This window comes from Streptomyces sp. NPDC002133 (assembly GCF_040296405.1).
Classification (GTDB): Bacteria; Actinomycetota; Actinomycetes; order Streptomycetales; family Streptomycetaceae; genus Streptomyces.
The window spans coordinates 83683-108608 of sequence record NZ_JBEOXF010000023.1 but is presented as its reverse complement, the minus strand read 5'-3'; the positions used below and the strand labels follow the sequence as shown (position 1 = coordinate 108608).

Here is a 24926-nt window from a genome sequence, read left to right as displayed (position 1 = left end):
GAAGACTGCCTCGACTGCGCCGGTGGCCTCTACCTCGACACCCCCGCCTGACCGACCCCAACACCCCTCCACGAACTTCCGCGGAGCAGCACTAGGTCCCATCGCGGCCAGGGCGGGCGGCCCTGTTCCCCGATTCGCCCGGCGGCGGATCGTGGAGTTCATGCCCGCCGACGCCCCCCGCCCCACCGACGAACTGCGCGCCGTCGAGCTGCTCTCCCGGGTGTCGCACGGAAGGCTGGCGACCAGCCTGCACGCCATGCCCGTCGTCGCACCGGCGCGCCACGTCGTGTCCGACGGCTTTGTGCTGCTGCGCGTCCACGCGGGTCTCGGATTCCAGCAGACCTGTGGTGGCAGCGTGGTGGCCTACGGCGCGGACAACCTCAACTCGGACGCGGACGCCCTCTGGTCCGTCCAGTTCACCGGCACCGCGGAGATCGTCACTCCGACTGCGGACGAGGTGGAGGGCTTCGGCCACAGCGGCCTCCGGCGGGTGAACGGGGAGCCCTTCGACCCGGTGTACCTGCGCATCAAGCCCCGGTTCGCCTCGGTGCACACATGGGACCATGCCGAAGAGCGAGCTGCACGACACGCTGCGTGATCTATCATCTGACGGGTGCCGCGCTCATCTGCTACTGCCCCACCTCCGCTGGGTGAACTCCTGCGCCGGTACGAGAACCCCGGCGAGCCCCTCTCCTGCGAGCCCGTCACCCAGGGCCTCCTCAACCGCGGCTACCGCCTCGCCACCACCCGCGGCGCCTACTTCCTCAAGCAGCACGTCGACGCGCCGACCGCCGACCGCGCCACCATCGTCCGCCAGCACCGCGCCACCCAGCGCCTCCAGTCCCTCGGCGTCCCGGTCGCCCCGCCCGTCCAGGACACGGCGGGCGACACCGTCGCCGTCATCGGCGGCCGCTGTTACGCCCTGCACCCCTGGGTGGACGGCCGGCACCGGGGCGGCGCCCAGCTGACCACCGCCGAGTCCCGGCGCCTCGGGGCGCTCCTGGGCCGGGTGCACACCGCGCTGGAACGGGTGATGGAGGCGGACCCGCACGAGTGCGAGCACCTCAGCGCCGACCCTGACGAGACCTTCGCGCTGATCGACGAGCTGCTGGAGCTGGCCCGCTCCCACCGCCCCCGCGACACCTTCGACACCCTCGCCGAGCACCGGCTGCTCGAGCGCCGCATCCTCCTGGAGCGGCACGCCGACCGCCGACCGCCACCGGGCACCGCCGGCGGCTGGGTGCACGGCGACTTCCACCCGCTGAACCTCCTCTACCAGGGCGCCGAACCCGCCGCGATCGTCGACTGGGACCGGCTGGGGGTGCAGCCGCGCGCCGAGGAGGCCGTACGGGCCGCGGCGATCTTCTTCGTACGACCGGCGGGGGAGCTGGAGCTGCCGAAGGTGCGGGCGTACGCGCGCGCCTACCGGCGGGCGGCCGGCGCGGACGGCCCGGAGCTGGCCGCGGCGGTGCACCGGGTGTGGTGGGAGCGGCTCAACGACTTCTGGATACTGCGCTGGCGCTACCAGCTGCACGACCGCAGGGCCGACCCGCAGTTTCCTGCGGTGTCGGCCCTGGCGGTGTGGTGGACGCGGGAGTACGAGGCGGTGTGCGAGGCGTTCACGGGGTGAGACCGGAGCTACTGGGGGGTGCCGCCGGAGGCCGTGCCGCCGTCCGTCTGACCACCATTCGTGGCCCCGCCGTCGGTGGTGCCACCGTCGGTGGTGCCACCGTCGGTCGTCCCGCCGTCCGTCTGACCACCCTCCGTGGTCCCGCCGTCGGTCGTGCCGCCGTCGGTCGTCCCGCCGTCCGTCTGACCACCCTCCGTCGTGCCCTCGGTGGTGTTGCCCTCCGTCGTGGACGGCGTACCGGACGGGCCGCCGCCCGTGGGGCTCTCCGGCGCGGAGGGCGTGTCCTTGTCCGTCGGGGTGTCGGACGGCGTCCAGGGGTACTGGTTGCCGCCCGACGTCTGATCCGGCTCCTCCGACTCCTCGTCCTCCGTCTCCGGCGGCGCCGAGGACGGCTTGTCCGGCGTGTTCGGAGTGTTGGAGACGGTCGTCTGGTCGGTCGGGTTCTTGCCGGTGTCGGCCGTCCGGTCCAGCGCGAAGGCCACGCCCGCGGCGATGGCGACCATCGCCAGGGCGAGGAACAGCCACACCTTGCCGCGGCCGCCCCGGCCGTTTCCGCCAGGGCCGCTTCCGCGGCCGTACGCGCCGGTGTACGCCCCGTCGTCCGGGTTGCGCGGCGGCAGGAGCGGGCCCTTCGAGGTGTCTCCGTGCGGCGGGTGCCCCATCGCCGTCGTCGCGGTCATGCCCATCGCCGGCGTGTGGAGGCCGTCGTGCATCTCGACCGGACCGGTGTTCCACGTACCGGTGTGGCTGCCCTGCTGCTGGAGCATCTGCAGCCCGTACTGCACCAGGCCGCGCATCTCCTCGGCGCTCTGGAACCGGTCGTCCGGGTCCTTCGCGAGCGCCCGGACGACGAGCCCGTCCAGCTCCGGAGGTGCCACGTCCGAGGCCTCTGACGGCGGCACGGGGGCGTCCTGGACGTGCTGGTAGACGACGGAGAGCGGGGTCTCACCGGTGAACGGAGGACGCAGCGCGAGCAGTTCGTACAGCAGACAGCCCGTGGCGTACAGGTCCGAGCGATGGTCGACAGCCTTGCCGAGCGCCTGCTCGGGGGAGAGGTACTGCGGCGTGCCCATGACCATGCCGGTCTGGGTCATCGTCGTCGACGCGCCGTGCAGCGCGCGGGCGATGCCGAAGTCCATCACCTTCACGGCGCCGCCGTGGGTGATGATGACGTTCGCGGGCTTGATGTCGCGGTGCACGATGCCGTGCTGGTGCGAGTACGCGAGCGCTTCGAGGACGCCGGAAACGATGATGAGCGCCTGCTCGGGCGGCGGGGCCTCGGCGTTGATGAGGAGGTCGCGGATCGTGCGGCCTTCGACCAGCTCCATGACGATGTACGGCACGGACTGGCCGTTCACGACGTCCTCGCCGGAGTCGTACACGGCCACGATGGCGTGATGGTTGAGCCCGGCGACCGACTGCGCCTCGCGCGTGAAGCGGGCCTTGGACACGGGGTCCTCGGCGAGGTCGGTGCGGAGCAGCTTGACGGCGACGGTGCGGCCGAGCCGTACGTCCTCCGCCGCGAACACCTCGGCCATGCCGCCGCGTCCGAGGCGGTGCGTCAGACGGTAGCGCCCGTCACCGACGAGTCCGCCGACGCCCCAGGAGTCCGCAGCATCCGAGACTCCGCCGCCACTTGCTTCGGGTTCGGGTGCCATCAGTCCTCGCCGTCGTATCTTTGCGGTGCCGAGCGCTTGCGCGGCCGGCGTTCCTCGGGTGCCTTGGTGCTCTGCCACGTCACGCTACAGGCTCCGCGCGGCGGCCCGGTCCGAGATGGACCGGCCATCAAACCCGCTGCCGCTGCACCCACGCAAATTCCATGCGTTTCCCGTAACGCTTGCGAGACGCTTCTTGTGCGTACGGTCACGGAACGGGCACCCGGCTTGACGTGTCCGTGCCCTCGGGCAGACTTGGCCCGTAAATACGGATCACCGCGGCCGCCAGGCGCGCGTAGGGGGAAGCACGACATGAGCCAGGACGGGGCACACGGCGGCGGCCGTTACGCGGGCGGTTCGGTCGCCGGCGGCCGGTACCAGCTTCGCGACCTGCTCGGCGAGGGCGGCATGGCCTCGGTCTACCTGGCCTACGACTCCGCTCTGGACCGCCAGGTCGCCATCAAGACGCTCCACACCGAGCTCGGCCGCGAGCAGTCCTTCCGCGAGCGCTTCCGGCGCGAGGCGCAGGCCGTCGCCAAGCTGTCCCACACCAACATCGTGTCGGTCTTCGACACGGGTGAGGACGAGCTCAACGGCTCGCTCATGCCGTACATCGTCATGGAGTACGTGGAAGGCAAGCCCCTCGGCTCGGTCCTCAACGCCGACATCCAGCAGTACGGCGCGATGCCGGCCGACAAGGCGCTCAAGGTGACCGCGGATGTGCTCGCGGCGCTGGAGACCAGCCATGAAATGGGCCTGGTCCACCGGGACATCAAGCCCGGCAACGTGATGATGACCAAGCGCGGCGTCGTCAAGGTCATGGACTTCGGTATCGCACGGGCCATGCAGTCGGGCGTCACGTCGATGACGCAGACCGGCATGGTCGTCGGTACACCGCAGTACCTGTCGCCCGAGCAGGCCCTGGGGCGCGGCGTCGACGCCCGCTCCGACCTGTACTCGGTGGGCATCATGCTCTTCCAGCTGCTGACGGGCCGGCTGCCGTTCGACGCGGACTCGCCGCTGGCGATCGCCTACGCGCATGTGCAGGAGGAGCCGGTCGCCCCGTCCTCCATCAACCGGTCGGTGACCCCGGCGATGGACGCGCTGGTCGCGCGGGCGCTGAAGAAGAACCCGAACGAGCGTTTCCCGAACGCCGCTGCGATGCGTGACGAGTGCATGCGCGTCTCCGGTGCGGGGCAGACGGGCGCGCCGGTCATCGTCGCCGGAGGTCCCGTCAGCAGCGGTGCGGGGGTCGGCTCGGCGGTCTTCCCGCCGGTGGACCAGTCCACGCCGGCGCCGCCGAGCGTTCACCAGCCGTACCAGCCGGGTCCGGTCCCCGGACCGTACGGTCACCCGACGCCGACGCCGACGTCCGCACCGGCTCCGGGCTACGGATACCCGCAGCACGTCCCGACCCATGCCCCGGCGTACCAGTCGCCGACTCCGTCCCCGTACACCATCTCCCCGCAGCCGACGGCCGGTTCGACGGGCGGCGGTGGCGGCAGCCGGAAGATGCCGGTGATCGTGGGGTCGGCCGTGGTGGCGCTGCTGGCGATCGGCGGTCTGCTCGTCGCGCAGCACCTGGGCGGCGACAAGGTCCCGGGCGCGGGCGGCAGCGACCCGAGTGCGAGCCAGACCGCGATGGCGGAGCACAGGCCGCCGGAGCGCAACCGGACGATGGACAAGGAAGAGTGCACGGACGCCTATGAGGACAGCGACGACCCGAAGAAGGTCCAGGCTCCGAGCTTCATCTACAAGGACCTGATCTCCGTCAAGGAGTGCATCCAGGCGGCGGGCTGGCAGATCAAGGAAACCAGGGTGGACCATCCGCAGTACGCGGAGGACCAGGTCATCGAGCAGTTCCCGACAGAGGGCACGGCCGTGGTTCCCGGAAGCCAGACGTTCGAGCTGAAGATCGCCACCGGAGACCCGGGGCAGTAGTCGCCTCTTTCGGCCTTCTTTTCGGTCGTCCTCCCGTCGACCACGTCCCTTCGGTCACTTTCGCTTCGGTCACCTTCACTTCGGTCACCTTCACTTCGGAACGGCCCGGCACGCGGATGGCGCGCCGGGCCGTTCGCACGCCCCGCCCCGGCCCTCACGCCCGGGATGCCGGATGAGATCGCATATGTGACGCTTAGTCCGATATTCCTGCATCTCGGCGACTCGGCACGGGAGGGGGTCACCCAGTGGCTCCGAAGCTCCGCACGCACGGCGTGACGACCATCGCGGTGTTCGCGGCCGTCGTGCTGGCGTCGATGCCGGTCGAGTCGTACGCCGATGACCACGACTCCTGGGGCCTCGCAGAAACGTTTCGGGGGCACGCCGACGACCTGCAGCAGGACCGGCAGGACCGGCACGATCTCCAGGACCGCCACGTACAGCAGGACGGCCGGAACCGTAAGGGTCGGCAGGACCGCGAGGACGCCAAGGAGCCGCAGGGACTTCTGGAGCGTCGGTCGGCCAGGGCAGCGGCCGTGCCACCACCCGTTCGGCCCGGCGGCCCCGGGAGGCAGCTCTACGGGGGGGCACCGAAGGCCCCCGGGGCACAGGAGCCCGGGGTGTCGGCTCGGCCCGGCAAGGGAGGTGTCGCGCACAAGGGCCACGGGCCGGGCCCGGATGCGAGTTCCGGCACGAGCACAGGAACGACCACGGGTGCGGGCAGGGGCGCGGACACGGGCACGGACGCAGGCGCGGACACGGGCGTCAAGGAAGACGCGCGGCCGGGTCAAGGCGCGGGACGCGGCCCGAAGACGAGCGCCGACGCCCGCCCCAAGAGCTCCCCGAAGACCTCCCCCTCCGCGTCCCCTTCGCCTTCTCTGGCCGGACGCCCGGCCGGTGAGGGCCGTGAGCGACCCGGCCGTACGGCGGCCCCGCCGGTCTCGACCGCGACCACGCCCGAGGCCGGGCACGACAGCGGGCGCCAACGCGAACTCACTCCCCGACGCGCGCGCGAGAGGGAGCGGGAACAGGCCCGGGAACGCGAGCGCGAGCGCATGAAGGCCGAGTTGCGGAAGGAGGCGGAGATGCGGAAGCGACTGCTGCGGGAACAGCGCGAGCGAGAGGCGCGCGACGCACACACCTCCGCGCCCGCAGCCCCCGTACCGCCGCCCACGGCCACCCCGTCACCCACCGCACCCGCCCGCGTCGGCAAGGCGGCGCCCCCCTCCTCCACCCGGCCGCTGGAACGCCAGATTCCGGTCATGACACTCGGCGCAGGATGCGCCCTGATGGGGCTGGGTCTCGGCTACATGGGACTGCGGCTCCGCCGGTACTGAGGCCCCTCCCGAACCCCTCCCAGAGACCCCTGGTCCCTCGTACGGCCTACGCGCAACGTCCGTCTCAAGTCGGTTGTCCGCAACGGCATACCCGGTATACATACTGAGTATGTCGATCCGCCACGGGCTTCTCGCCCTCCTGGAACGCGGTCCTCGCTACGGCTCCCAGCTCCGTACGGAGTTCGAGTCCCGTACGGGTGCCACCTGGCCGCTCAACGTCGGCCAGGTCTACACGACCCTCAGCCGGCTGGAGCGCGACGGCATGGTGGTGCAGGACGGGGAGGACGAGGCCGGGCACGCGCTCTATGCCATCACCGACGCCGGGCGCGGGGAACTGAAGTCCTGGTTCGAACGGCCCGTCGACCGCACCAGCCCCGCCCGGGACGAGCTGGCCATCAAGCTCGCCATGGCGGTCGGAGCGCCGACGGTCGACATCCGCGCGGTCATCCAGGCCCAGCGCCGGCACACCGTGAAGGCGATGCAGGACTACACCCGGCTCAAGGCCCAGGCGCTGGAAGCCGACCCTGCCGACCGCGACGAGATCGCCTGGCTGCTCGTACTGGAACAGCTCATCTTCCAGACCGAGGCGGAAGCCCGCTGGCTCGACCACTGCGAAGCCCGGCTCATCCGGCTCTCCGCGACGGCATCCCTGACTCCGGAGCACGCACCCCCGCCTGCCCAGGCTCCGGAGTCGACGCCGGCCTGGGGACCGGAGCCGGCATCGACCTCGGGGCCGGAGCCGACGCCCGTGCATGACCACCGGAGGCGGCGGGGCTGAGCTCCGGCTCCGTTCCCTGTCCCTTACGCCTCTCTCTTCACATCCGCTCGCGTACGCCCCTGCGCGTACGCCCAAAGGGGGACCCCTCCATGTCCGACCACTCCCACCAGCCACAGCAGTCACAGCAGCAGCCCGTGCTGCAACTGCGGAAGCTGACCCGCGTCCACGGCAGCGGTGCCACCGAGGTGCACGCCCTGCGTGGCGTCGACCTCGATGTGTTCCCGGGTGAACTCGTCGCCGTCATGGGCCCGTCCGGCTCCGGCAAGTCGACGCTGCTCACCATCGCCGGCGGTCTCGACGCCCCGAGCTCCGGCCAGGTGATCGTCGAGAACACCGACATCACCACCGCCGACCGCAAGACGCTCGCCGCCCTGCGCCGCCGCAGCATCGGTTATGTCTTCCAGGACTACAACCTCATCCCGGCGCTCACCGCCGCCGAGAACATCGCCCTCCCGCGTGAACTCGACGGCATCTCCGCCCGCAAGGCCCGCACCGAAGCCCTCGCCGCGCTGGAGGAGATGGACCTCAGCCATCTCGCCGACCGCTTCCCCGACGAGATGTCCGGCGGCCAGCAGCAGCGGGTGGCGATCGCCCGCGCCCTGGTCGGCGACCGCCGTCTCGTCCTCGCCGACGAGCCGACCGGTGCGCTGGACTCCGAGACCGGTGAATCCGTTCTCGCCCTGCTGCGCGCGCGCTGCGACGCGGGCGCTGCCGGCATCCTCGTCACCCACGAACCGCGCTTCGCGGCCTGGGCGGACCGGGTGGTCTTCCTTCGCGACGGCTCGGTCGTCGACCAGACCTTCCGCAGCGAGGCGGACTCCCTGCTGAGCGGGCAGGCGGCCGAACGGTGACGAACTGGTACCACTCCTGGCGGGCCGCGATACGCATCGCCCGCCGTGACGCCTGGCGCTTCAAGGGACGCAGCTTCCTCGTCCTGGCGATGATCGCGCTGCCGATCCTCGGTGTGAGCGCTGCCGATCTGACCCTGCGCAGCGCAGAACTCTCCACCGAGCAGACCCTTGAACGCTCGCTCGGCGCCGCCGACGCTCGACTGTCCGACCCCGGCACCGGCGGAACACCGATCGAACAGGCCCCCGACGCCTCCAACTACTCGCCGGTGGGGAACTTCGACGAAAAGCCGTGGCCCGAGGGCGAAGGGGACGTCTCCAAGGCCTTCCCGACAGGCGCGAAGACCCTGGAGGACTCGAGCGGTTCCGGGAAGCTGCGCACCACGCACGGCCTGCTGAACGCCGAGATCCGTGAGCTCAGGTCCACCGACCCGATGGCCGCGGGCATCATGACGCTGGTCGGCGGCCGCTTCCCCAAGGGGAGCGACGAGGTGGCGGCGACAACCCACTTCCTCGAGTCGAGCGGGCTGAGCGTGGGCTCCAAGCTCGCGGCACGCGGCCTCGACCGGGAGTACACGATCACCGGCTCCTACGAGCTGCCGGATTCGCTCAAGACCGACCAGGTCAACGCGCTTCCCGGCGCCCTGCTCGACCCGCTCGACAAGGCGCTGCTGGCCGACGGCCTGCCGGGCGTCGGCCAGAGCACGACCTACTTGTTGCACACTCCCGGTGGTTTCACGTGGAACATGGTCAAAGAGGCCAACGCCAAGGGTGTGGTGGCCCTGTCGCGGGCCGTTCAGCTGAATCCGCCCGCTGATGCGGATGTGCCGCTCTACCAGAGGGACGGTTGGGGCAACCGCTACGAGGAGAGCACCGGCGCACAGGCGGCGGCACTCGCCGCCGTCGGCACCGTCGTCGGCCTCGCGATGCTGGAGATCTGTCTGCTGGCCGGTCCCGCCTTCGCCGTGGGCGCCCGGCGCTCGCGCCGCCAGCTCGGGCTGGTCGGTGCGAACGGTGGCGACCGCCGTCACATCCGGGCCATCGTCCTGGCGGGCGGTCTGGTGATCGGTTTCGTGGCGGCCGTCGTGGGCACGGTGCTCGGTCTCGCCCTCACCTTCGCCCTGCGCCCGCTGCTCGAGGAGTCCATGGGGGCGCGCTTCGGCAGCTTCGACATCCGGCCGTTGGAGCTGCTCGGCATCGGCCTGCTCGCCGTGATGACCGGTCTGCTGGCCGCGATCGTCCCGGCCGTCACCGCCTCCCGGCAGACCGTCCTGGCCTCGCTCACCGGCCGTCGGGGCGTGCGTCGCAGCAGCCGGGTGCTCCCCGCGATCGGGCTCGTCGCGGTGCTGCTCGGGGCGGCGATCGCTCTGTACGGCTCCATGTTCTCGGAGCAGTTCATCATCGTCGCCGGAGGCAGTGCGATCGCTGAGCTGGGCGTGGTGGCCCTGACGCCCGCACTGGTGGGCCTTTTCGGCCGCGTCGGCCGCTGGCTGCCGCTGTCGCCCCGGCTCGCGCTGCGCGCCGCCGTACGCAACCGGGGCCGCACGGCTCCCGCGGTGGCCGCGGTGCTGGCCGCGGTCGCGGGGACGGTCGCCGTGGCCACGTACGCGGCGAGCCAGGACGCCCAGGGCGCCGCCGAGTACGAGGCACGGCTGCCGAGCGGCGGGGTGTCCCTGACGATGGACGAGCCCGGCGGCCGTGATGTCGCCCAGGCCCGCGCGGCGGTCCAGAAGTACCTGCCGGTGGATGTCCGGGCCGACGTGGACCGCATCACCGTCGGGAAGAAGCAGTGCACGATGTCGTACAGCGGCAGCCCCGGCTGCGGCCGGTACGAGGTCGTCGTGCCGAAGCCGAACCAGTGCCCGCTGTGGAGCTACGCGCCCTCGAACGAGGACCCGGCGAAGAAGTTCAGCGTGGCCCAGCGCCGGGCGCTGGCCAAGGACTGGCGCTGCCGGGAGAACGGCGGCTTCGTGGACGTCCCGGGCGGCGTGATCGTCGGTGACGCGAAGCTGCTGAAGGCCCTCGCCATCGAGGACCCGGGGGCCGTGAAGGCTCTGACCGACGGCAAGGTCGTCTCGTTCGACAAGCGCAACGTCGACAAGAACAGCACGATCGGTATCCGCCTGATCACCGACACCGAGGCGGCCGACAAGGCGGCCGAGGAGGGCAAGGAGGCGCCGGGCACGGTCAAGACGTTCCCCGCGCACCAGGTGCCCGGGAACATCACGGCGTACGGCCTCTCCATGATCGTTCCTCCGGCGGCGGCCGACACGGCGGGCGTCACGACGGTCCCGTACGGCGCGTACTACACGACCGACCGGACACCGACCACCGAGCAGCGCCAGAAGCTCAACGGTGAGCTCGACGGTTCGGGTGCCGACGCCATGCTCCACATCGAGGAGGGCTACACCAGCGAGTACAACATCGTGCTGCTGGCGCTGACCGTCTTCGCGGGGCTGATCACCATCGGTGCGGCCGGCATCGCCACCGGGCTCGCCCAGGCCGACGCCGAGGCCGACCTGAAGACGCTCGCGGCCGTCGGGGCCCCGCCGAGGGTGCGGCGCACGCTGAGCGGCTTCCAGTGCGGTGTGGTCGCCGCGATGGGCGTGGTGCTGGGCTCCGCTGCAGGTGTGCTGCCCGCGGTCGGGCTGCGGCTGACCGAGCAGCGCGAGCAGATGAAGTGGTACGAGCGGGCGCTCAACGAGGGCTATGGCGGAATGGACGCCCCGCCGCACGTGCCGGTCGTCATCCCCTGGGAGACCCTGGCGGCCCTGCTCGTCGCCGTCCCGGTGGGCGCGGCCGTCCTCGCGGCGCTGGTCACCCGCTCCCGCGGGGCCCTGGCCCGGCGCGCGGCGACCTGACGCGCGGATCCCGCGGCTCTGTGCCCACTCTGTGCCCCCGTACAAGGGTGGATCACCCTTGTACGGGGGCACACCATGTGGGAAAGCACATGTGCGAGAGAATGGCGGCATGGAGATGCCGAGGAATGAACGCTCACCGCAGAGCCCCCACGTCCTCGTAGTGGGACAGGACGGGATGGCGCTCGGCGGAGGTGACATCGACGACGAAGCGCGTGAGGTCCCCGTGACGGACATGGTGGAGCAGCCCGCGAAGGTCATGCGCATCGGAAGCATGATCAAACAGCTGCTGGAAGAAGTACGGGCGGCACCTCTCGACGAGGCCAGCCGCGTCAGACTCAAGGAGATCCACCGCGGCTCGGTGAAGGAGCTCGAGGACGGCCTCGCTCCGGAACTCGTCGAGGAACTCGAGCGTCTTTCGCTGCCGTTCACCGACGAGGCGATTCCCTCCGAAGCGGAACTTCGCATCGCGCAGGCCCAGTTGGTCGGGTGGCTGGAGGGCCTCTTCCACGGCATCCAGACGGCGCTGTTCGCCCAGCAGATGGCGGCCCGCGCCCAGCTCGAACAGATGCGCCGCGCCCTCCCGCCCGGAGCCCCCACCGACGAAGACGGCTCCCACACGGGCGCCATCCGCTCGGGCCCGTACCTCTAGACGCTGCACGTGGGCCCCGTTCCCCTGAGGGGAACGGGGCCCACTGCTGTTCTCGGGGAAGCCCGTACGCACGGCGCGGGCATCGGTCGACGGACGCGCAGGTGCGGACGAGGAGAGCGGCACTCACCCGCGCACGTGCACTGCTGGTGCGTGCCAGAGCCTCGGGCCGGGCTCAGGACCGGCGCAGAACGCGCGCACCGCCCACCGGCCCGCGGCCACCGACGGCGCTCAGCCCGTGGACGCGCCCGTGTCGTCTGCCGCCGCGTCGTTCGCCGCATCGCCCGCGGTCACCAGCACCACCTTGCCGACGTTCGCACCCGACTCCAGCACCCGGTGTCCTTCCGCCGCCTCGCGCATCGGCACGGTGCGGTCCACCACCGCCCGCACCGTCCCGGCCTCGACCAGCGGCCACACGTGCTCGCGCACCGCCGCCACAATCGACGTCTTCTCGTGCAGCGGCCGCCCTCGCAGAGATGTCGCCGTAACCGCCGCCCGCTTCCCCAGCAGCGCGCCCAGATTCAGCTCGCCCTTCACGCCACCCTGCAGCCCGATCACGGCCAGCCGGCCGTTCACGGCCAACGCCCGCACATTCCGGTCCAGATACTTCGCACCGATGATGTCGAGGATGACGTCCGCCCCCGCACCTTCCGTCGCCTTTCTGATCTCCTCCACGAAGTCCTGCTCGCGGTAGTCGATCAGGATGTCGGCGCCCAGCTCCGCGCAACGCGCCAGCTTCTGCGGCCCACCCGCGGTGACCGCGACCTTCGCGCCCACCGCTTTCGCCAGCTGGATCGCCATCGTGCCGATCCCGCTGGCCCCGCCGTGCACCAGCAGCGTTTCGCCCGGCCGCAGATGCGCCACCATGAACACGTTGGACCAGACCGTGCACGTCACCTCCGGCAGTGCCGCCGCCGTGACCAGGTCCACCTCCTCCGGCAGCGGCAGCAACTGCCCGACCGGCACCGCCACCTTCTCCGCGTAGCCGCCGCCCGCCAGCAGCGCGCACACCTTGTCACCCACGCGCCACCCGGACACCCCGGGGCCGAGCGCGGCGATGCGCCCCGAGCACTCCAGCCCGGGATACGGGGACGCTCCGGGCGGCGGGTCGTAAAAGCCCTGCCGCTGCAACAGATCCGCGCGGTTGACGGCGCTCGCCACGACGTCGACGAGGATCTCCCCCTCGCCGGGCACGGCATCGGGCACCTCCGCCCACACCAGCGCCTCGGGACCACCTGGTTCGGGAATCGTGATCGCATGCATGGCCGCGAGGCTACTCCGACGCCCCGGCCGCTACTGCGCGACGCCCGGCGGCGGCTCGTACGTCGCCCTCGCAATGGTGATCAGACGGTCCGTCAACTGCAACGGGCTCGCCTGAGGATCGTCGTACCCGAGCAACCGGTGCCCGCGCAGCACGCTCACGACCAGGTCGTCCGTCTCCCGCACGCCTTTGCCGACCTCGCTCTTCGTCACCGGACGCTCGATGACATCGAGCCCGGCACCCTGTTGGATCAGATCCTCCATCACTCTGCCGGCACTCGGACTGAGCACGGAGAGGCCGAGCAGCCGGCCGGCCGCGCTGGCACTGGTGATCACCACATCCGCCCCGGACTGCCGCAGCAGCGGTGCGTTCTCCTCTTCCCGTACCGCGGCGACGATCTTCGCCCCACGGTTGAGCTGCCTCGCCGTCAGCGCGACCAGCACGGCCGTATCGTCACGCTGTGTGGCGATGACGATCTGTTTCGCCTTCTGCAGCTCCGCGCTCAGCAGCACCTCGCTGCGGGTCGCGTCCCCGGTCACGCCGGTGTAGCCGTCCGCATTCGCCGCCTCGATGACCTTAGAACTCGGGTCCACGACGACGACCTGCTCCTTCTTCAGACCTGTCGCGCACAGGGTCTGAATCGCGGAACGTCCCTTCGTGCCGAAACCGACGACAACGGTGTGGTCACGCAAGGTGTCCCTCCAGCGGTTCAGCCGCCACTGATCCCGGGTCCGGGTGGTGAGGACCTCAAGAGTCGTGCCGACCAGGATGATCAGAAAGAGCACACGCAGTGGCGTCACCAGCAGCACATTGGCCAGCCGCGCACTGTCACTGCGCGGAACGATGTCGCCGTAGCCCGTGGTGGAGAGGGTGACGGTCGCGTAGTAGACGGAGTCGAGCAGGTCGACCTTCTCGTCGGCGTTGTCGTAGTAGCCTGCGCGGTCGATCCAGACGATCAGGACCGTCAGAAGCAGCACGCCCAGCGCTATCAGCAGGCGTCTTCCGACCTGGCGCAGCGGACGCTCGATGACCCTGCGCGGCAACGTCACACGCGCGGTGACCAACTGCTCGTCGGCCTGGCGGGCCATGGCGTCCTGGCCGGAAAGTTTCACGTGAAACGCCCCTCACCGGTCGGCGACCATGGCAGCTCGAGGACCTCCAGCCCATCGCCGGGGCGCGCCCCGCCGGGTGGCACGACCGCGAGACCGTGCGCGGCGGCGATACCGCGCAGCATGGCCGGACCGTTGTAGTGCAGCGGCACGAGCCGGTCGCCGCGGTGCACCACCGGCACCAGCCGGGTGTCGTGCGGATGGCCGTGCACCTCGTCCCGCAGGGAGGCGCGATACGGGGCCGTGGTTGCCGCCCGTCCCGACATGCCCTGCAGCAGCGGCTCGGCAAGGGTGAGCAGCCCGGACACGGCGGCCAGCGGATTCCCGGGAAGCCCCACCAGATGCCGCCCGGGCGCGAGCCTGGCCATCAGCATCGGATGCCCTGGACGCACCGCGACACCGTCGACGAGCAGCTCGGCTCCCGCCTTGCTCAGTACCGGGTGGACATGGTCGACCGGCCCGGCCGCCGTGCCGCCCGTGGTGACGAGGAGGTCCGCCTCCGATGAGATGACGGCCTGGTGCAGCGCCTCCGCGTCGTCACCGATCCGTCGGGTGGCGAGCACCTCGGCGCCGAGCGCACGCAGCCAGGGCCCGATCATCGGCCCGAGGGCATCACGGATGAGCCCGTCGTGGGGCAACCCTTCGGTGAGCAACTCGTCTCCGAGCACCAGCACTTCGACGCGCGGCCGACGGACGGTGAGCAACTGGTCGTACCCGGCGGCCGCGGCGAGCCCGAGGACGGCCGGAGTCACCGGGACACCGGCGGGCAGGAGTTGGTCACCGGACCGGCATTCCTGGCCGCGAGACCTGATGTCCTGACCGTGGGTCACCTGTCGCTTGGCGTGGAGGTGGCCGCTCCCGTCGGTATGGGAGTGCTCACTGCGGATGACGGCGGTGGCTCCGGTCGGGATCCGGGCCCCGGTGGCGATCCGTACGGCGGAGCCGTCGGTGAGCGCCTCCGGTTCGCTGTGCCCGGCGAGGATGCCGCTGCCGCTGCTCCGGACCTTCCAGGGGCCCGGTCCCGCGACCGCCCAGCCGTCCATGGCCGAGGTGTCGAAGGGAGGTAGATCGGTGAGCGCGGTGAGCGGTTCGGCCAGCACCTGCCCGAGGGCCCGGTCCAGCGGCTCGCGCCGGGCGCAGGGTGGAGCACCGCGGCCGGCACGCGCCGCAAGGGCACGCGCCTCACCCCAGGATGCTGCGCCGTGCCGCACGGTGGCCGGTCGCCCCTGACCGTGGCTTGGATGCCGGCCCACGAGGGCGAGAGCGTCCTCCACGCCGTCGTCGGCGTGGTCGCGGGCCGGGGCTGGGACTGGGGCTGGGACTGGGGCTGGGGCTGGGGCTGGGGCTGGGGCGTCTACCCGGCCACCGGCGCCGGGACCCGTACCGGACCCTCCTGCATGAGCCTGTCCGGGCACGCCCGGAGCGTCGGGTTCACGATCCTGTGTGGCCATCAGCTGCCGGCCTCGTCCGCTTCCGCCGCCCAGCGTTCGGCGAGTGCCGCAGCCTTGCGCGCCGCTTCGGCTACGGCCTGGGCACTGTCACCGCCCGCCTTGGCCGCCGCATAACCGACGAGGAACGTGGTGAGTGGTGCTGCGGGCCGCGCGACACCGTGCGCGGCATCCCGGGCCAGATCGAGAAGAACGCCGGTGTCGACGTCGAGCTCGATGCCCAGTTCGGTCTTGACTGCGGTGATCCATTCATCCAGCACGTTCCCATGCTCCCTGATACGGGCCCTGGCCGCGGCAATGTCTTCCCAGGTGTCGCAGTCGAAGGCGTCGAGCGGCCCCGCGGCGACACGGTCGAGCTCCAGCTCCTGCGTGAGACGCCGCAACGGCAGCCCGGCGAGTCCCCCGCACTCGGTGGCGATGCGACCCAGTTCTCGGCGCAGCGGTTCCGTCCGGTACGCGGCGACGAGCGGCTGGTCCCGGCCATCCGCGTCGCTGAGCAGCGCGGCTTCCGGCCCTCCCGGGGCCAGGGCCTCGAGCAGCCTTCGTACCGTCGTGTCGCCCAGAAACGGCAGATCCGCCGAGAGCACGACAACCATGCCCGCGTCGGTCTCCCGCACCCCCGCGTCGAGCGCGGCGAGCGGTCCGCCGCCGGGCGGAGACTCGCGCGCCCAGATCACGGGGCGCACGGTCGCCCGCCGGTCGCCCACGACAACGGTGCGGCCCGCGCTCCGGCACGCCGCGAGCACACGGTCGAGCAGCGCCCGGCCGCCGATTCCGACTCCGGGCTTGTCCGCTCCGCCGAGCCGCCTGGCGGCACCTCCGGCGAGCACGATCGCGTCGTACTCCGCTTGCGCAGTCACCCCAGCAGTATGGGCCGCGATCACCCGTACGGAACCGCTCGGGAGGGTTCAGGACGGCTCGGGACGGCTCGGGACCGTGCGGACCGCCCCGAGCCGCTCCCGGCTACAGCGTGCGCAGCAGCACTGCCGGATTCTCCACACAGTCGGCCACATAGCGGAGGAAGCCGCCCGCCGTACCGCCGTCGCACACCCGGTGGTCGAAGGTGAGGGAGAGCTGCACGACCTGCCGGACAGCGAGCTCGCCCTCGTGCACCCAGGGCTTCGGCACGATGCGGCCGACTCCGAGCATGGCCGCCTCCGGGTGGTTGATGATCGGCGTGGACCCGTCGACCCCGAACACCCCGTAGTTGTTCAGCGTGAAGGTGCCGCCGGTGAGGTCCGCAGGGGTGAGGCGGCCCCGCCGGGCCGTCTCGGTGAGCCGGGCGAACTCCTCGGTGAGCGATTCGGCCGTGCGACGGTGGGCATCCCGGACGACGGGGACGACCAGGCCGCGCTCGGTCTGGGCCGCGAAGCCGAGATGCACCCCGGGCAGACGCACGATCTCCCTGGCCTCCAGGTCCACCGTGGCGTTCAGCTCGGGGTAGCGGGCCAGGGCGGCCGTACAGATCCGGGCGAACAGGGCAAGGAGCGAGATCTTCGGCCCGCCTGCTGCATTCATCGCCCGGCGCGCGGCCATCAGCTCGGTCGCGTCCGCGTCCACCCAGCAGGTCGCGTCCGGTATCTCCCGACGGCTGCGGGACAGCTTCTCGGCGACGGCCCCACGCACCCCGCGCAGCGGGATCCGTTGGACGTCTGCGACAACGGTGCCGGCCGCCGGCGCGGAGGCGGGCGCCGCCGCGAGCGACGGAGTGGGCACCGGGGTGGGCGCGACCTGCTGCGGCGCGGCGCCGCCGGCCAGGGACCGTACCGCCTGCTCCACATCGGCCCGCAGGATCAGCCCGTCGGGCCCGGACCCGTGCAACTGGCGCAGATCGACCCCGTTCTCCCGGGCCAGCCTCCGCACCAGCGGCGAGATCACGGCCACGGGCCCCTCCCGGCCCGGCTCGGCAGGGCCGACGGGAGCGGCCGGAGCGAACTCCTCGCCGAGGACGGCGTCGGGCGCCGGGCTCTCCACAGCGCTGTCCCACACGGGCTCCGGGAAGCTGTGCCCGCCACCCGACGGGTCCCCCGGCGCGGACGCCAGGGCATACGCGGCGCCCGACAGCGCCGTCGGCCGGATCCGGCGACGGCGGGCCGCCGGGGCGCCCGTGCCGTACCCGACCAGCACATTGCCGGAGGACTCGTCTCCGGAGGCCCCAGAAGTGCCTGCGGTGCGGGATCCGGCCGACGTCCCGGAGCCCGTGGGCGCAGACTCCGACGCGCCCACCGCGACGGTCAGCAGCGGGGCCCCGACGGGAAGCTCCGCGCCCTCCTCGCCGAAGCGCGCGGTCACCACGCCCGCGTACGGGCACGGCACCTCCACCATCGCCTTCGCCGTCTCGACCTCGACGACCGGCTGGTCGATGGCGACGACGTCGCCCACGTCGACCAGCCAGCGCACGATCTCCGCCTCGGTCAGACCTTCACCGAGGTCGGGCAACTTGAACTCGAGCACCTGGGCCATCAGCTCTCCGCCTCCCACTGCAGCCGCGCCACGGCGTCCAGCACCCGGTCCACACCCGGCAGGTGGTGACGCTCCAGCATCGGCGGCGGATACGGAATGTCGAAACCGGCCACCCTCAGCACCGGCGCCTCCAGGTGGTGGAAGCAGCGCTCGGAGACCCGGGCCGCTATCTCCCCGCCGGGCCCGCCGAAGCCCGTCGACTCATGGACGACCACGGCCCGCCCGGTGCGCCGCACCGAGGCGCACACCGTCTCGTCGTCGAAAGGCACGAGGGAGCGCAGATCGACGACCTCGAGGTCCCAGCCCTCGGCCTGTGCCGCCTCCGCGGCCTCCATGCAGACCGGCACGGACGGGCCGTACGTGATGAGCGTGGCACTGCGCCCCCTGCGCCGTACCACCGCGCGCCCGATCGGCTCCACCGCCGCCGGGGCGTGCGGCGACCAGTCGGCCTTCGACCAGTAGAGCCGCTTCGGCTCCAGGAAGATCACCGGGTCGTCGGAGGCGATCGCCGCCCGCAGCAGCCCGTACGCGTCGTCGACCGTCGCGGGCATGACGACATGGAGCCCCGGAGTCGCCATGTAGTACGCCTCGGAGGAGTCGCTGTGGTGCTCGACGCCGCCGATCCCGCCGCCGTACGGAACCCGCACGGTGATCGGCATCGGCATGGTGCCCCGCGTGCGGTTCCGCATACGTGCGACATGGCTGATCAGCTGCTCGAACGCCGGATAGGCGAAGGCGTCGAACTGCATCTCCACGACGGGCCGCAGTCCGTACATCGCCATGCCGACGGCCGTCCCGAGGATGCCGGCCTCGGCGAGCGGCGTGTCCGTGCAGCGGTCCTCTCCGAACTCCTTGGCGAGCCCGTCGGTGACCCGGAAGACACCGCCCAGAGTGCCCACGTCCTCGCCCATGACGTGGACGGAGGGGTCCTCGGCCATCGCGTCCCGCATCGCGCGCTGGAGGGCCTGCGCCATGGTGGCGGGCTTGGCCCGCCCCGCAGTTGCCGTGCTCATCGTGCGTCACCCTCCGCGCCGTGCGCGCCTTCCCCGTCCTCGGCGTCCAGCTCGGCGCGCAACTGTGCGGCCTGCTCCCTCAGTTGGCTGGTCTGCTCCGCGTAGACATGCGCGAACAGATCCATCGGATCGAGCACCGGGTCGGCGTTCATCCGCTCCCTCAGCTGTGCGGCCATCGTCTCCGCGGCCTCTGCGGCGGCCCGTACGGTGTCCTCGTCGAGCAGCCCGCGCCCGGTCAGCTCCCGCTCCAGCAGCCGGATCGGGTCGTGCTCACGCCAGGCCTCCACCTCGGCGTCGGCCCGGTAGCGGGTGGCGTCGTCGGCGTTCGTGTGCGCGTCCATGCGGTACGTGACGGCCTCGACGAGGGTGGGGCCCTCGCCTCTCCGCGCCCGAGCGACGGCTTCGCTCAGCACCTCGTGAACCGCCGCCGCGTCGTTTCCGTCGACCAGTCGGCCCGGCATTCCGTACCCCACCGCCTTGTGGGCGAGAGAGGGCGCGGCCGTCTGCTTGGCGAGCGGGACGGAGATCGCGAAGCCGTTGTTCTGCACGAGGAAGACGACGGGGGCCTGCCACACGGCGGCGAAGTTGAGCGCCTCGTGGAAGTCGCCCTCGCTGGTGCCGCCGTCGCCGACCATGGCGAGCGCGACGACGTCGTCGCCCTTGAGACGCGCGGCGTGCGCCAGGCCCACGGCGTGCGGCAGCTGGGTGGCGAGTGGGGTGCACAGGGGCGCTATGCGGTGCTCGTGCGGGTCGTACCCGGTGTGCCAGTCGCCGCGCAGCAGCGTGAGCGCCTGTTCGGGGTCGAGGCCACGGGCCACGGCAGCGAGGGTGTCCCGGTAGCTGGGGAAGAGCCAGTCGCGCTCCTCCAGGGCGAGTGCGGCCGCGACCTCGCACGCTTCCTGGCCGGTGCTCGACGGATAGACGGCCAGCCTGCCCTGCTTGGTGAGCGCGGTCGCCTGCGCGTTGTACCTGCGGCCGCGCACCAGCTCGGCGTACAGCCGCAGCAGCAGCTGGTGGTCCGCCGCGGCGGCGGCGTCCGTACCGAGCACGCGGTACGGCTCGGCGTCGGGAAGCAGCGGCGCAGGGTCGGTGCGCGGCTTCCACGCCGGCGGCGGGGTGGGCCGGTAAGCGGCACCCGGCCGCTCCTCGACCGTCATGCTGCTTTTCTTCAACGCGAGCACCTCCTCGTGGGAGCGGGCATAAGGACCCATGAGGGCGCGGAGTGTGAGGCGCCTCACCTACCGATTGTTCGGTCGTGGGCGCATTTTGGCTACAGGCACCTTCAGCCTGTGGACAAACGGTTCTCCACAGCTTGGGATAGGAACAGGTCGTCCACGACAGAGAGGCGGGGGGACGTGACAGCTGAACAAATGGCCGACGGCGAGGACCGCACGGTGTACGAAGCCGTGCCCGGAGCCGCCCAGGGCCCGCCGCCCCGCCCTCTGGACGCGATCGACCGGGACATCCTGCGCATCCTGCAGACGGACGGGCGCGCCTCGATACGCTCCGTGGCCGAACGGGTGCACGTCTCCCGCGCCAACGCGTACGCGCGCATCAACCGGCTCATCGAAGACGGCGTGATCCGGGGCTTCAGCGCCCGCGTGAACCACGAGCGAGCCGGGCACGGCGCCTCCGCGTACATCACGCTCAAGATCGTGCAGAACTCCTGGCGCACGGTGCGCGAGCAGCTCCAGGCGCTGCCGGGGGCCGCACACATCGCCCTGGTCAGCGGCGACTTCGACGTGCTGCTGCTGGTCCACACGCCGGACAACCGCACGCTGCGCGAACTCGTCCTGACCAAGCTCCAGTCGATCCCAGAGGTGCTCTCCACCCGCACCCTGCTGGTCTTCGAGGAGACGGACCTGGACCCCGACCCGACACGCTGAGCGCGCCACGGGGCGAGGGCGGCCGTGCCCGTGGCCGACGTGCGCGCCTACGTGGTCGCGCACACAGCGCTACGGCGCCGTACGCAGCCCGTCGAACGCGAGCCGCACGACGGCGTCGGCGACCTGCTCCCGGTCGTAGCCGGTGCCGGCCTGCGGCCGGTACCACTCCACCAGGGAGTTGACCATGCCGAAGAGCAGCCTGGTCGCCAGCCGCATGTCCATGTCGGCCCGGAGATCGCCCTCGGCCGCGGCAGCCTTGAGCAGGTCGGCGACCTTGTGGTCGAACTCCCGGCGCCGCTCCATGGCCCAGCGCTCGGTCCTGGTGTTGCCGCGCACACGCAGCAGCAGGGTGACGTAGGGCAGCTCGGCCATGAGCACCTCGACCGTGCGCCGGGTCACGTACTCGACGCGCTCTATGGCACGCCCGCGCACCGCCCCGGGCTCGTCGAGGATCCCGAAGAGCCCGTCGAGCGCCCGGCTCACCGCGCGGCGCAGCAGCTCCTCCTTGCCCGCGACGTGGTGGTATATCGACGACTTCGAGATACCGGCGGCCTTCGAGAGGTGCTCCATGGAGGTGCCGTCGTAACCGCGCTCGTTGAAGACGCGGACGGCGACGGAGAGCAAGGTCTCCGGGGTGTAGGTGTCGCGCTTGGCTGTCGTCATGAGACCTACTCGCCCTTCATCTGGACACAGGACTGGCGGTAGAGACCCAGGGACGGCGCATAGCGGCCGGTGGGCACGCGTGCGTGGAGCTCGTCGAGCAGCTCGTGCGCCCAAGCACGACCGAGCCTGCGGCCCCATTCGACCGGGCCGATCGGGTAGTTGACGCCGAGCCGCATCGCCGTGTCGATGTCCTCGGCGGACGCGACGCCCTTGGCGACGGCGTCCGCCGCGAGGTCCACCAGCATCGCGACCGTACGCGCGACGATCATGCCCGGTACGTCGCCGATGACGCTGACGCTCTTGCCGAGAGCCTGGAACAGGCCTATCGACTGCCGGAGCGTCTCCCATTCCGTGACCTCGGAGGCGGACAGGGCGATCCGGGTCGCCGCCCGGTAGTCGAGCGCCAGGTCGAAGTAGACGACGTCCCGGAACTCGGCGGACGTCTGACCGTCGGCGAGCACCAGTTGCCCACCGCTCGGCAGCAGGATGCGGGTGCCCTGGTCCTCCTCCTCCTCGCGCACGGTGATGCCGGCTTCGCGGCACAGCTCGAGCAGCTCGCGCGCCGGGCCCAGAGCGCCCTCCACGGTGATGTGCGAGGGCGGTTCGGTCGCCGGAGCGGTGTGCGGTGCGGGGCGCTCGGCACCGTCCGCGTATGAGAACCAGCCCTGTCCCGCCTTGCGACCCAGGCGCCCGGATTCGACCAGCCGTCGCTGGGCGAGCGACGGCGTGAACTTCGGGTTCTGGAAGAACGCCTCCCACACGGAGCGCGTGACAGCCTCGTTGACGTCCTGCCCGATCAGGTCCGTGAGCTCGAACGCGCCCATCCTGAAGCCGCCGCACTCGCGCAGGACCGCGTCGATCGTGGCAGGGTCGGCGCCCCGCTCCTCGTAGACGGCGAAGGCCTCCGCGTAGAAGGGGCGGGCGATGCGGTTGACGATGAACCCGGGGGTGTCGGCGCAGCGCACGGGCGTCTTTCCCCAGGCCCTGGCGGTCTCGTACGCGCGCGTCGCGGTGGCCTCGTCGGTGGCGAAGCCGCTGACGACCTCGACGAGGGGGAGCAGGGGGGCCGGGTTGAAGAAGTGGAGTCCGACGAACCTGCCGGGCAGGCGCAGAGCGCCCGCGATGGCGGTGACGGAGAGGGAGGAGGTGTTGGTGGCGAGGATGCAGTCCTCGGCGACGATCGCCTCCAGGGAGCCGAAGAGCTTCTGCTTCACAGACAGTTGTTCGACGACGGCCTCGACGACCAGTGCGCTCTCGGCGAGCTCCTTCAGGTCGGTCGCCCGCTCCAGCCGGAGCTCCGCGGCGCCACGCGCCTCCTCGTCCAGCCGCCCCTTCTCGACCAGCCGCTCCAGGCGGGTGAGGATCGCACTCGCGCCCGCCTCCGCCTGTCCTGGGGCGGCGTCGTAGAGGCGCACCCGATGGCCGGCGAGGAGCGCGACCTGGGCGATGCCCTGGCCCATGGTCCCGGCGCCCACGACCGCGACGGCGCGGCTCGGCGCGATGGCGCCGTCCCTCTGGATGGCCTCGGTGGCGGTCATGGCTGTGATCCTCCCCTACGAGTTGTCCACAGGTTTCCGCGGACCCCCCTTGTCCCGACCGATCGTTCGGTTACTCTAACTCTGTCCGCGATTCCCTGCCCAGCTCGACGAGGAGTTGGTCTTCCATGCAGCTGACCGAGACCCACCGGCCCACGCTCGACCAGGCCCTCGAGGCGATCCGCTCCCGGGCGTACTGGTCGCCGCACCCCGAGCACCCCAAGGCGTACGGCGAGACGGGTGCGGCCGACGGCCTCGCGGCCTACCAGTCCCTGCTGGGCACCCGCTTCGAGCTGGACCAGCCCGGCACCGACGGCTGGACGGGCGGCGAAGTGTCGCCTTACGGACCGCAGTTGGGCATCGAGTATCCCCACCCCGACCTCGACGTGCTGCTGCCCGCGATGCGCGCGGGCATGGCGGCGTGGCGCGAGGCCGGTCCCGAGACCCGCGCCCTGGTCTGTCTGGAGATCCTGTCCCGCATCAGTGCCCGCACCCATGAGTTCGCTCACGCTGTCATGCACACGAGCGGCCAGGCATTCATGATGGCGTTCCAGGCGGGCGGCCCGCACGCCCAGGACCGCGGCCTGGAGGCGGTGGCGTATGCGTACGAGGAGCAGATGCGCACCCCTGCCGCCGCGGACTGGTCCAAGCCGCAGGGCAAGCGCGACCCCCTGGAGCTGCGGAAGGCGTTCACCGCGGCCCCGCGCGGCATCTCGCTGCTGATCGGCTGCAACACGTTCCCCACGTGGAACGGGTACCCGGGCCTGTTCGCCTCCCTGGCCACCGGCAACCCGGTCCTGGTCAAGCCGCACCCCCGCGCCGTGCTTCCTCTGGCGCTCACGGTGCGGATCGCCCGAGAGGTGCTGAGCGAGGCGGGCTTCGATCCGAACCTGGTCGCGCTGGCCGCCGAGCGCCCGGGCGAGGGCATCGCGAAGACCCTCGCCGTCCGCCCCGAGGTCAAGATCATTGACTACACGGGCTCCACCGCCTTCGGCGACTGGCTGGAGGCCAACGCCCGCCAGGCCCAGGTGTACACCGAAAAGGCCGGAGTCAACACGGTCGTCGTCGACTCCACCGACGACTACAAGGGAATGCTGTCCAACCTGGCCTTCTCCCTCTCGCTGTACAGCGGCCAGATGTGCACCACCCCGCAGAACCTGCTGATCCCGCGTGAGGGCATCACGACGGACGCGGGCCGGAAGTCGTACGACGACGTGGTCGCCGACCTCGGCGCCGCCGTGGCCGGCCTGCTCGGCGACGACGCCCGGGCGAACGCCCTGCTGGGCGCCCTGGTCAACCCCGACGTGAAGGCCCGTCTGGAGGCGGCGACCGGCCTCGGCGAGGTGGCCCTGGCCTCGCGTGAGGTCACCAACCCCGAGTTCCCGGACGCCGTGGTGCGCACGCCGGTGATCGTGAAGCTGGACGGGGCCAAGCCCGAGGACGAGGCTGCGTATCTGGCCGAGTGTTTCGGCCCGGTGGCGTTCGCCGTCGCGGTCGACTCGACGGCCGACGCGGTGGAGCTGCTGCGCCGCACGGTCCGCGAGAAGGGCGCGATGACGGTCGGGGCGTACACGACCTCGCCGGAGGCCGAGCAGGCCATCGAGGAGGTCTGCCTGGAGGAGTCGGCCCAGCTGTCGCTCAACCTGACCGGCGGGGTCTATGTGAACCAGACGGCGGCCTTCTCCGACTTCCACGGCTCGGGCGGCAACCCGGCTGCGAACGCCGCGCTGTGCGACGGCGCGTTCGTGTCGAACCGCTTCCGCGTGGTGGAGGTGCGCCGCCAGGCCTGACGGCGAGCGGGGTTCCGTGGCCCGCGGGGACGGGCCACGGAGCGCCGCACACGGCGGCGCCACAG

At 71.5% G+C, this 24926-nt stretch carries 20 protein-coding genes; 10 read left to right on the top strand and 10 right to left on the bottom strand.

Annotation, left to right across the window (positions count from 1 at the left end; genetic code table 11):
- The first annotated feature begins 160 nt into the window (after positions 1-160).
- Both ABT078_RS22360 and ABT078_RS22355 read left to right on the top strand, forming a co-directional pair.
- Positions 161-598, top strand: a complete 438-nt coding sequence (locus ABT078_RS22360; RefSeq protein WP_351230338.1) for a pyridoxamine 5'-phosphate oxidase family protein — start codon at positions 161-163, stop codon at positions 596-598.
- Between the two features lie 15 nt (positions 599-613).
- Positions 614-1630 (top strand): phosphotransferase, encoded by a 1017-nt coding sequence (locus tag ABT078_RS22355; RefSeq protein ID WP_351230336.1) that lies wholly within the window; start codon positions 614-616, stop codon positions 1628-1630.
- 8 nt (positions 1631-1638) lie between these two features.
- On the opposite strand, the gene ABT078_RS22350 is transcribed toward ABT078_RS22355, so the two are convergent.
- Positions 1639-3288, bottom strand: coding sequence for a protein kinase domain-containing protein (locus ABT078_RS22350; protein ID WP_351230334.1), 1650 nt, complete (start codon positions 3286-3288; stop codon positions 1639-1641).
- 309 nt (positions 3289-3597) lie between these two features.
- Between ABT078_RS22350 and ABT078_RS22345 the strand changes: the two genes are divergently transcribed.
- The 6 genes from ABT078_RS22345 to ABT078_RS22320 all read left to right on the top strand — a co-directional run bounded on the left by ABT078_RS22345 (position 3598) and on the right by ABT078_RS22320 (position 11696).
- Complete coding sequence (locus ABT078_RS22345) at positions 3598-5226, top strand: protein kinase domain-containing protein (protein ID WP_351230332.1); 1629 nt, start codon at positions 3598-3600, stop codon at positions 5224-5226.
- Between the two features lie 245 nt (positions 5227-5471).
- On the top strand, positions 5472-6560 hold the full coding sequence (locus tag ABT078_RS22340) for a hypothetical protein (RefSeq protein ID WP_351230330.1): 1089 nt from the start codon (positions 5472-5474) through the stop codon (positions 6558-6560).
- Between the two features lie 109 nt (positions 6561-6669).
- Positions 6670-7338: a PadR family transcriptional regulator gene (locus ABT078_RS22335; RefSeq protein WP_351230328.1), complete on the top strand. Its 669-nt coding sequence runs from the start codon at positions 6670-6672 to the stop codon at positions 7336-7338.
- Positions 7339-7427: 89 nt separating this feature from the next.
- Positions 7428-8189, top strand: coding sequence for an ABC transporter ATP-binding protein (locus tag ABT078_RS22330; RefSeq protein ID WP_351230326.1), 762 nt, complete (start codon positions 7428-7430; stop codon positions 8187-8189).
- A complete protein-coding gene (locus ABT078_RS22325; protein WP_351230324.1) occupies positions 8186-11047 on the top strand; it encodes an FtsX-like permease family protein in 2862 nt (953 codons plus the stop codon). The genes ABT078_RS22330 and ABT078_RS22325 overlap by 4 nt, the downstream gene beginning before the upstream one ends.
- A 109-nt stretch (positions 11048-11156) precedes the next feature.
- Positions 11157-11696: a bacterial proteasome activator family protein gene (locus tag ABT078_RS22320; protein ID WP_351230322.1), complete on the top strand. Its 540-nt coding sequence runs from the start codon at positions 11157-11159 to the stop codon at positions 11694-11696.
- 228 nt (positions 11697-11924) lie between these two features.
- Here ABT078_RS22320 and ABT078_RS22315 read toward each other — a convergent pair whose 3' ends face one another.
- The 7 genes from ABT078_RS22315 to pdhA form a co-directional block, all read right to left on the bottom strand.
- Positions 11925-12956 (bottom strand): NAD(P)H-quinone oxidoreductase, encoded by a 1032-nt coding sequence (locus ABT078_RS22315; protein ID WP_351230320.1) that lies wholly within the window; start codon positions 12954-12956, stop codon positions 11925-11927.
- 30 nt (positions 12957-12986) lie between these two features.
- Complete coding sequence (locus ABT078_RS22310; RefSeq protein WP_351230351.1) at positions 12987-14042, bottom strand: potassium channel family protein; 1056 nt, start codon at positions 14040-14042, stop codon at positions 12987-12989.
- A gap of 20 nt (positions 14043-14062) precedes the next feature.
- Complete coding sequence (locus tag ABT078_RS22305) at positions 14063-15514, bottom strand: molybdopterin molybdotransferase MoeA (RefSeq protein ID WP_351230318.1); 1452 nt, start codon at positions 15512-15514, stop codon at positions 14063-14065.
- Positions 15514-16371: an NTP transferase domain-containing protein gene (locus ABT078_RS22300; protein ID WP_351230316.1), complete on the bottom strand. Its 858-nt coding sequence runs from the start codon at positions 16369-16371 to the stop codon at positions 15514-15516. The genes ABT078_RS22305 and ABT078_RS22300 overlap by 1 nt, the downstream gene beginning before the upstream one ends.
- A 103-nt stretch (positions 16372-16474) precedes the next feature.
- Positions 16475-17974 (bottom strand): dihydrolipoamide acetyltransferase family protein, encoded by a 1500-nt coding sequence (locus ABT078_RS22295; protein ID WP_351230314.1) that lies wholly within the window; start codon positions 17972-17974, stop codon positions 16475-16477.
- Positions 17974-18987 (bottom strand): alpha-ketoacid dehydrogenase subunit beta, encoded by a 1014-nt coding sequence (locus ABT078_RS22290; RefSeq protein WP_351230312.1) that lies wholly within the window; start codon positions 18985-18987, stop codon positions 17974-17976. The genes ABT078_RS22295 and ABT078_RS22290 overlap by 1 nt, the downstream gene beginning before the upstream one ends.
- The gene (gene pdhA / locus ABT078_RS22285) at positions 18984-20144 is read right to left on the bottom strand and encodes a pyruvate dehydrogenase (acetyl-transferring) E1 component subunit alpha (RefSeq protein WP_351230349.1); all 1161 of its coding nucleotides are present in this window, start codon (positions 20142-20144) and stop codon (positions 18984-18986) included. The genes ABT078_RS22290 and pdhA overlap by 4 nt, the downstream gene beginning before the upstream one ends.
- Before the next feature lie 213 nt (positions 20145-20357).
- Between pdhA and ABT078_RS22280 the strand changes: the two genes are divergently transcribed.
- Positions 20358-20873, top strand: a complete 516-nt coding sequence (locus ABT078_RS22280; protein ID WP_351230347.1) for an Lrp/AsnC family transcriptional regulator — start codon at positions 20358-20360, stop codon at positions 20871-20873.
- A 69-nt stretch (positions 20874-20942) separates the two neighbouring features.
- Here the strand turns inward: ABT078_RS22280 and ABT078_RS22275 are convergent, their stop codons facing one another.
- Both ABT078_RS22275 and ABT078_RS22270 read right to left on the bottom strand, forming a co-directional pair.
- Positions 20943-21536 (bottom strand): TetR/AcrR family transcriptional regulator, encoded by a 594-nt coding sequence (locus tag ABT078_RS22275; protein ID WP_351230310.1) that lies wholly within the window; start codon positions 21534-21536, stop codon positions 20943-20945.
- Between the two features lie 5 nt (positions 21537-21541).
- On the bottom strand, positions 21542-23074 hold the full coding sequence (locus ABT078_RS22270; RefSeq protein WP_351230308.1) for a 3-hydroxyacyl-CoA dehydrogenase: 1533 nt from the start codon (positions 23072-23074) through the stop codon (positions 21542-21544).
- A gap of 125 nt (positions 23075-23199) precedes the next feature.
- Between ABT078_RS22270 and paaN the strand changes: the two genes are divergently transcribed.
- Positions 23200-24861 carry a phenylacetic acid degradation protein PaaN gene (gene paaN, locus ABT078_RS22265; protein WP_351230306.1) on the top strand — a complete coding sequence of 554 codons (1662 nt, stop codon included), beginning with the start codon at positions 23200-23202 and terminating at the stop codon, positions 24859-24861.
- The last annotated feature ends 65 nt before the right edge of the window (positions 24862-24926 follow it).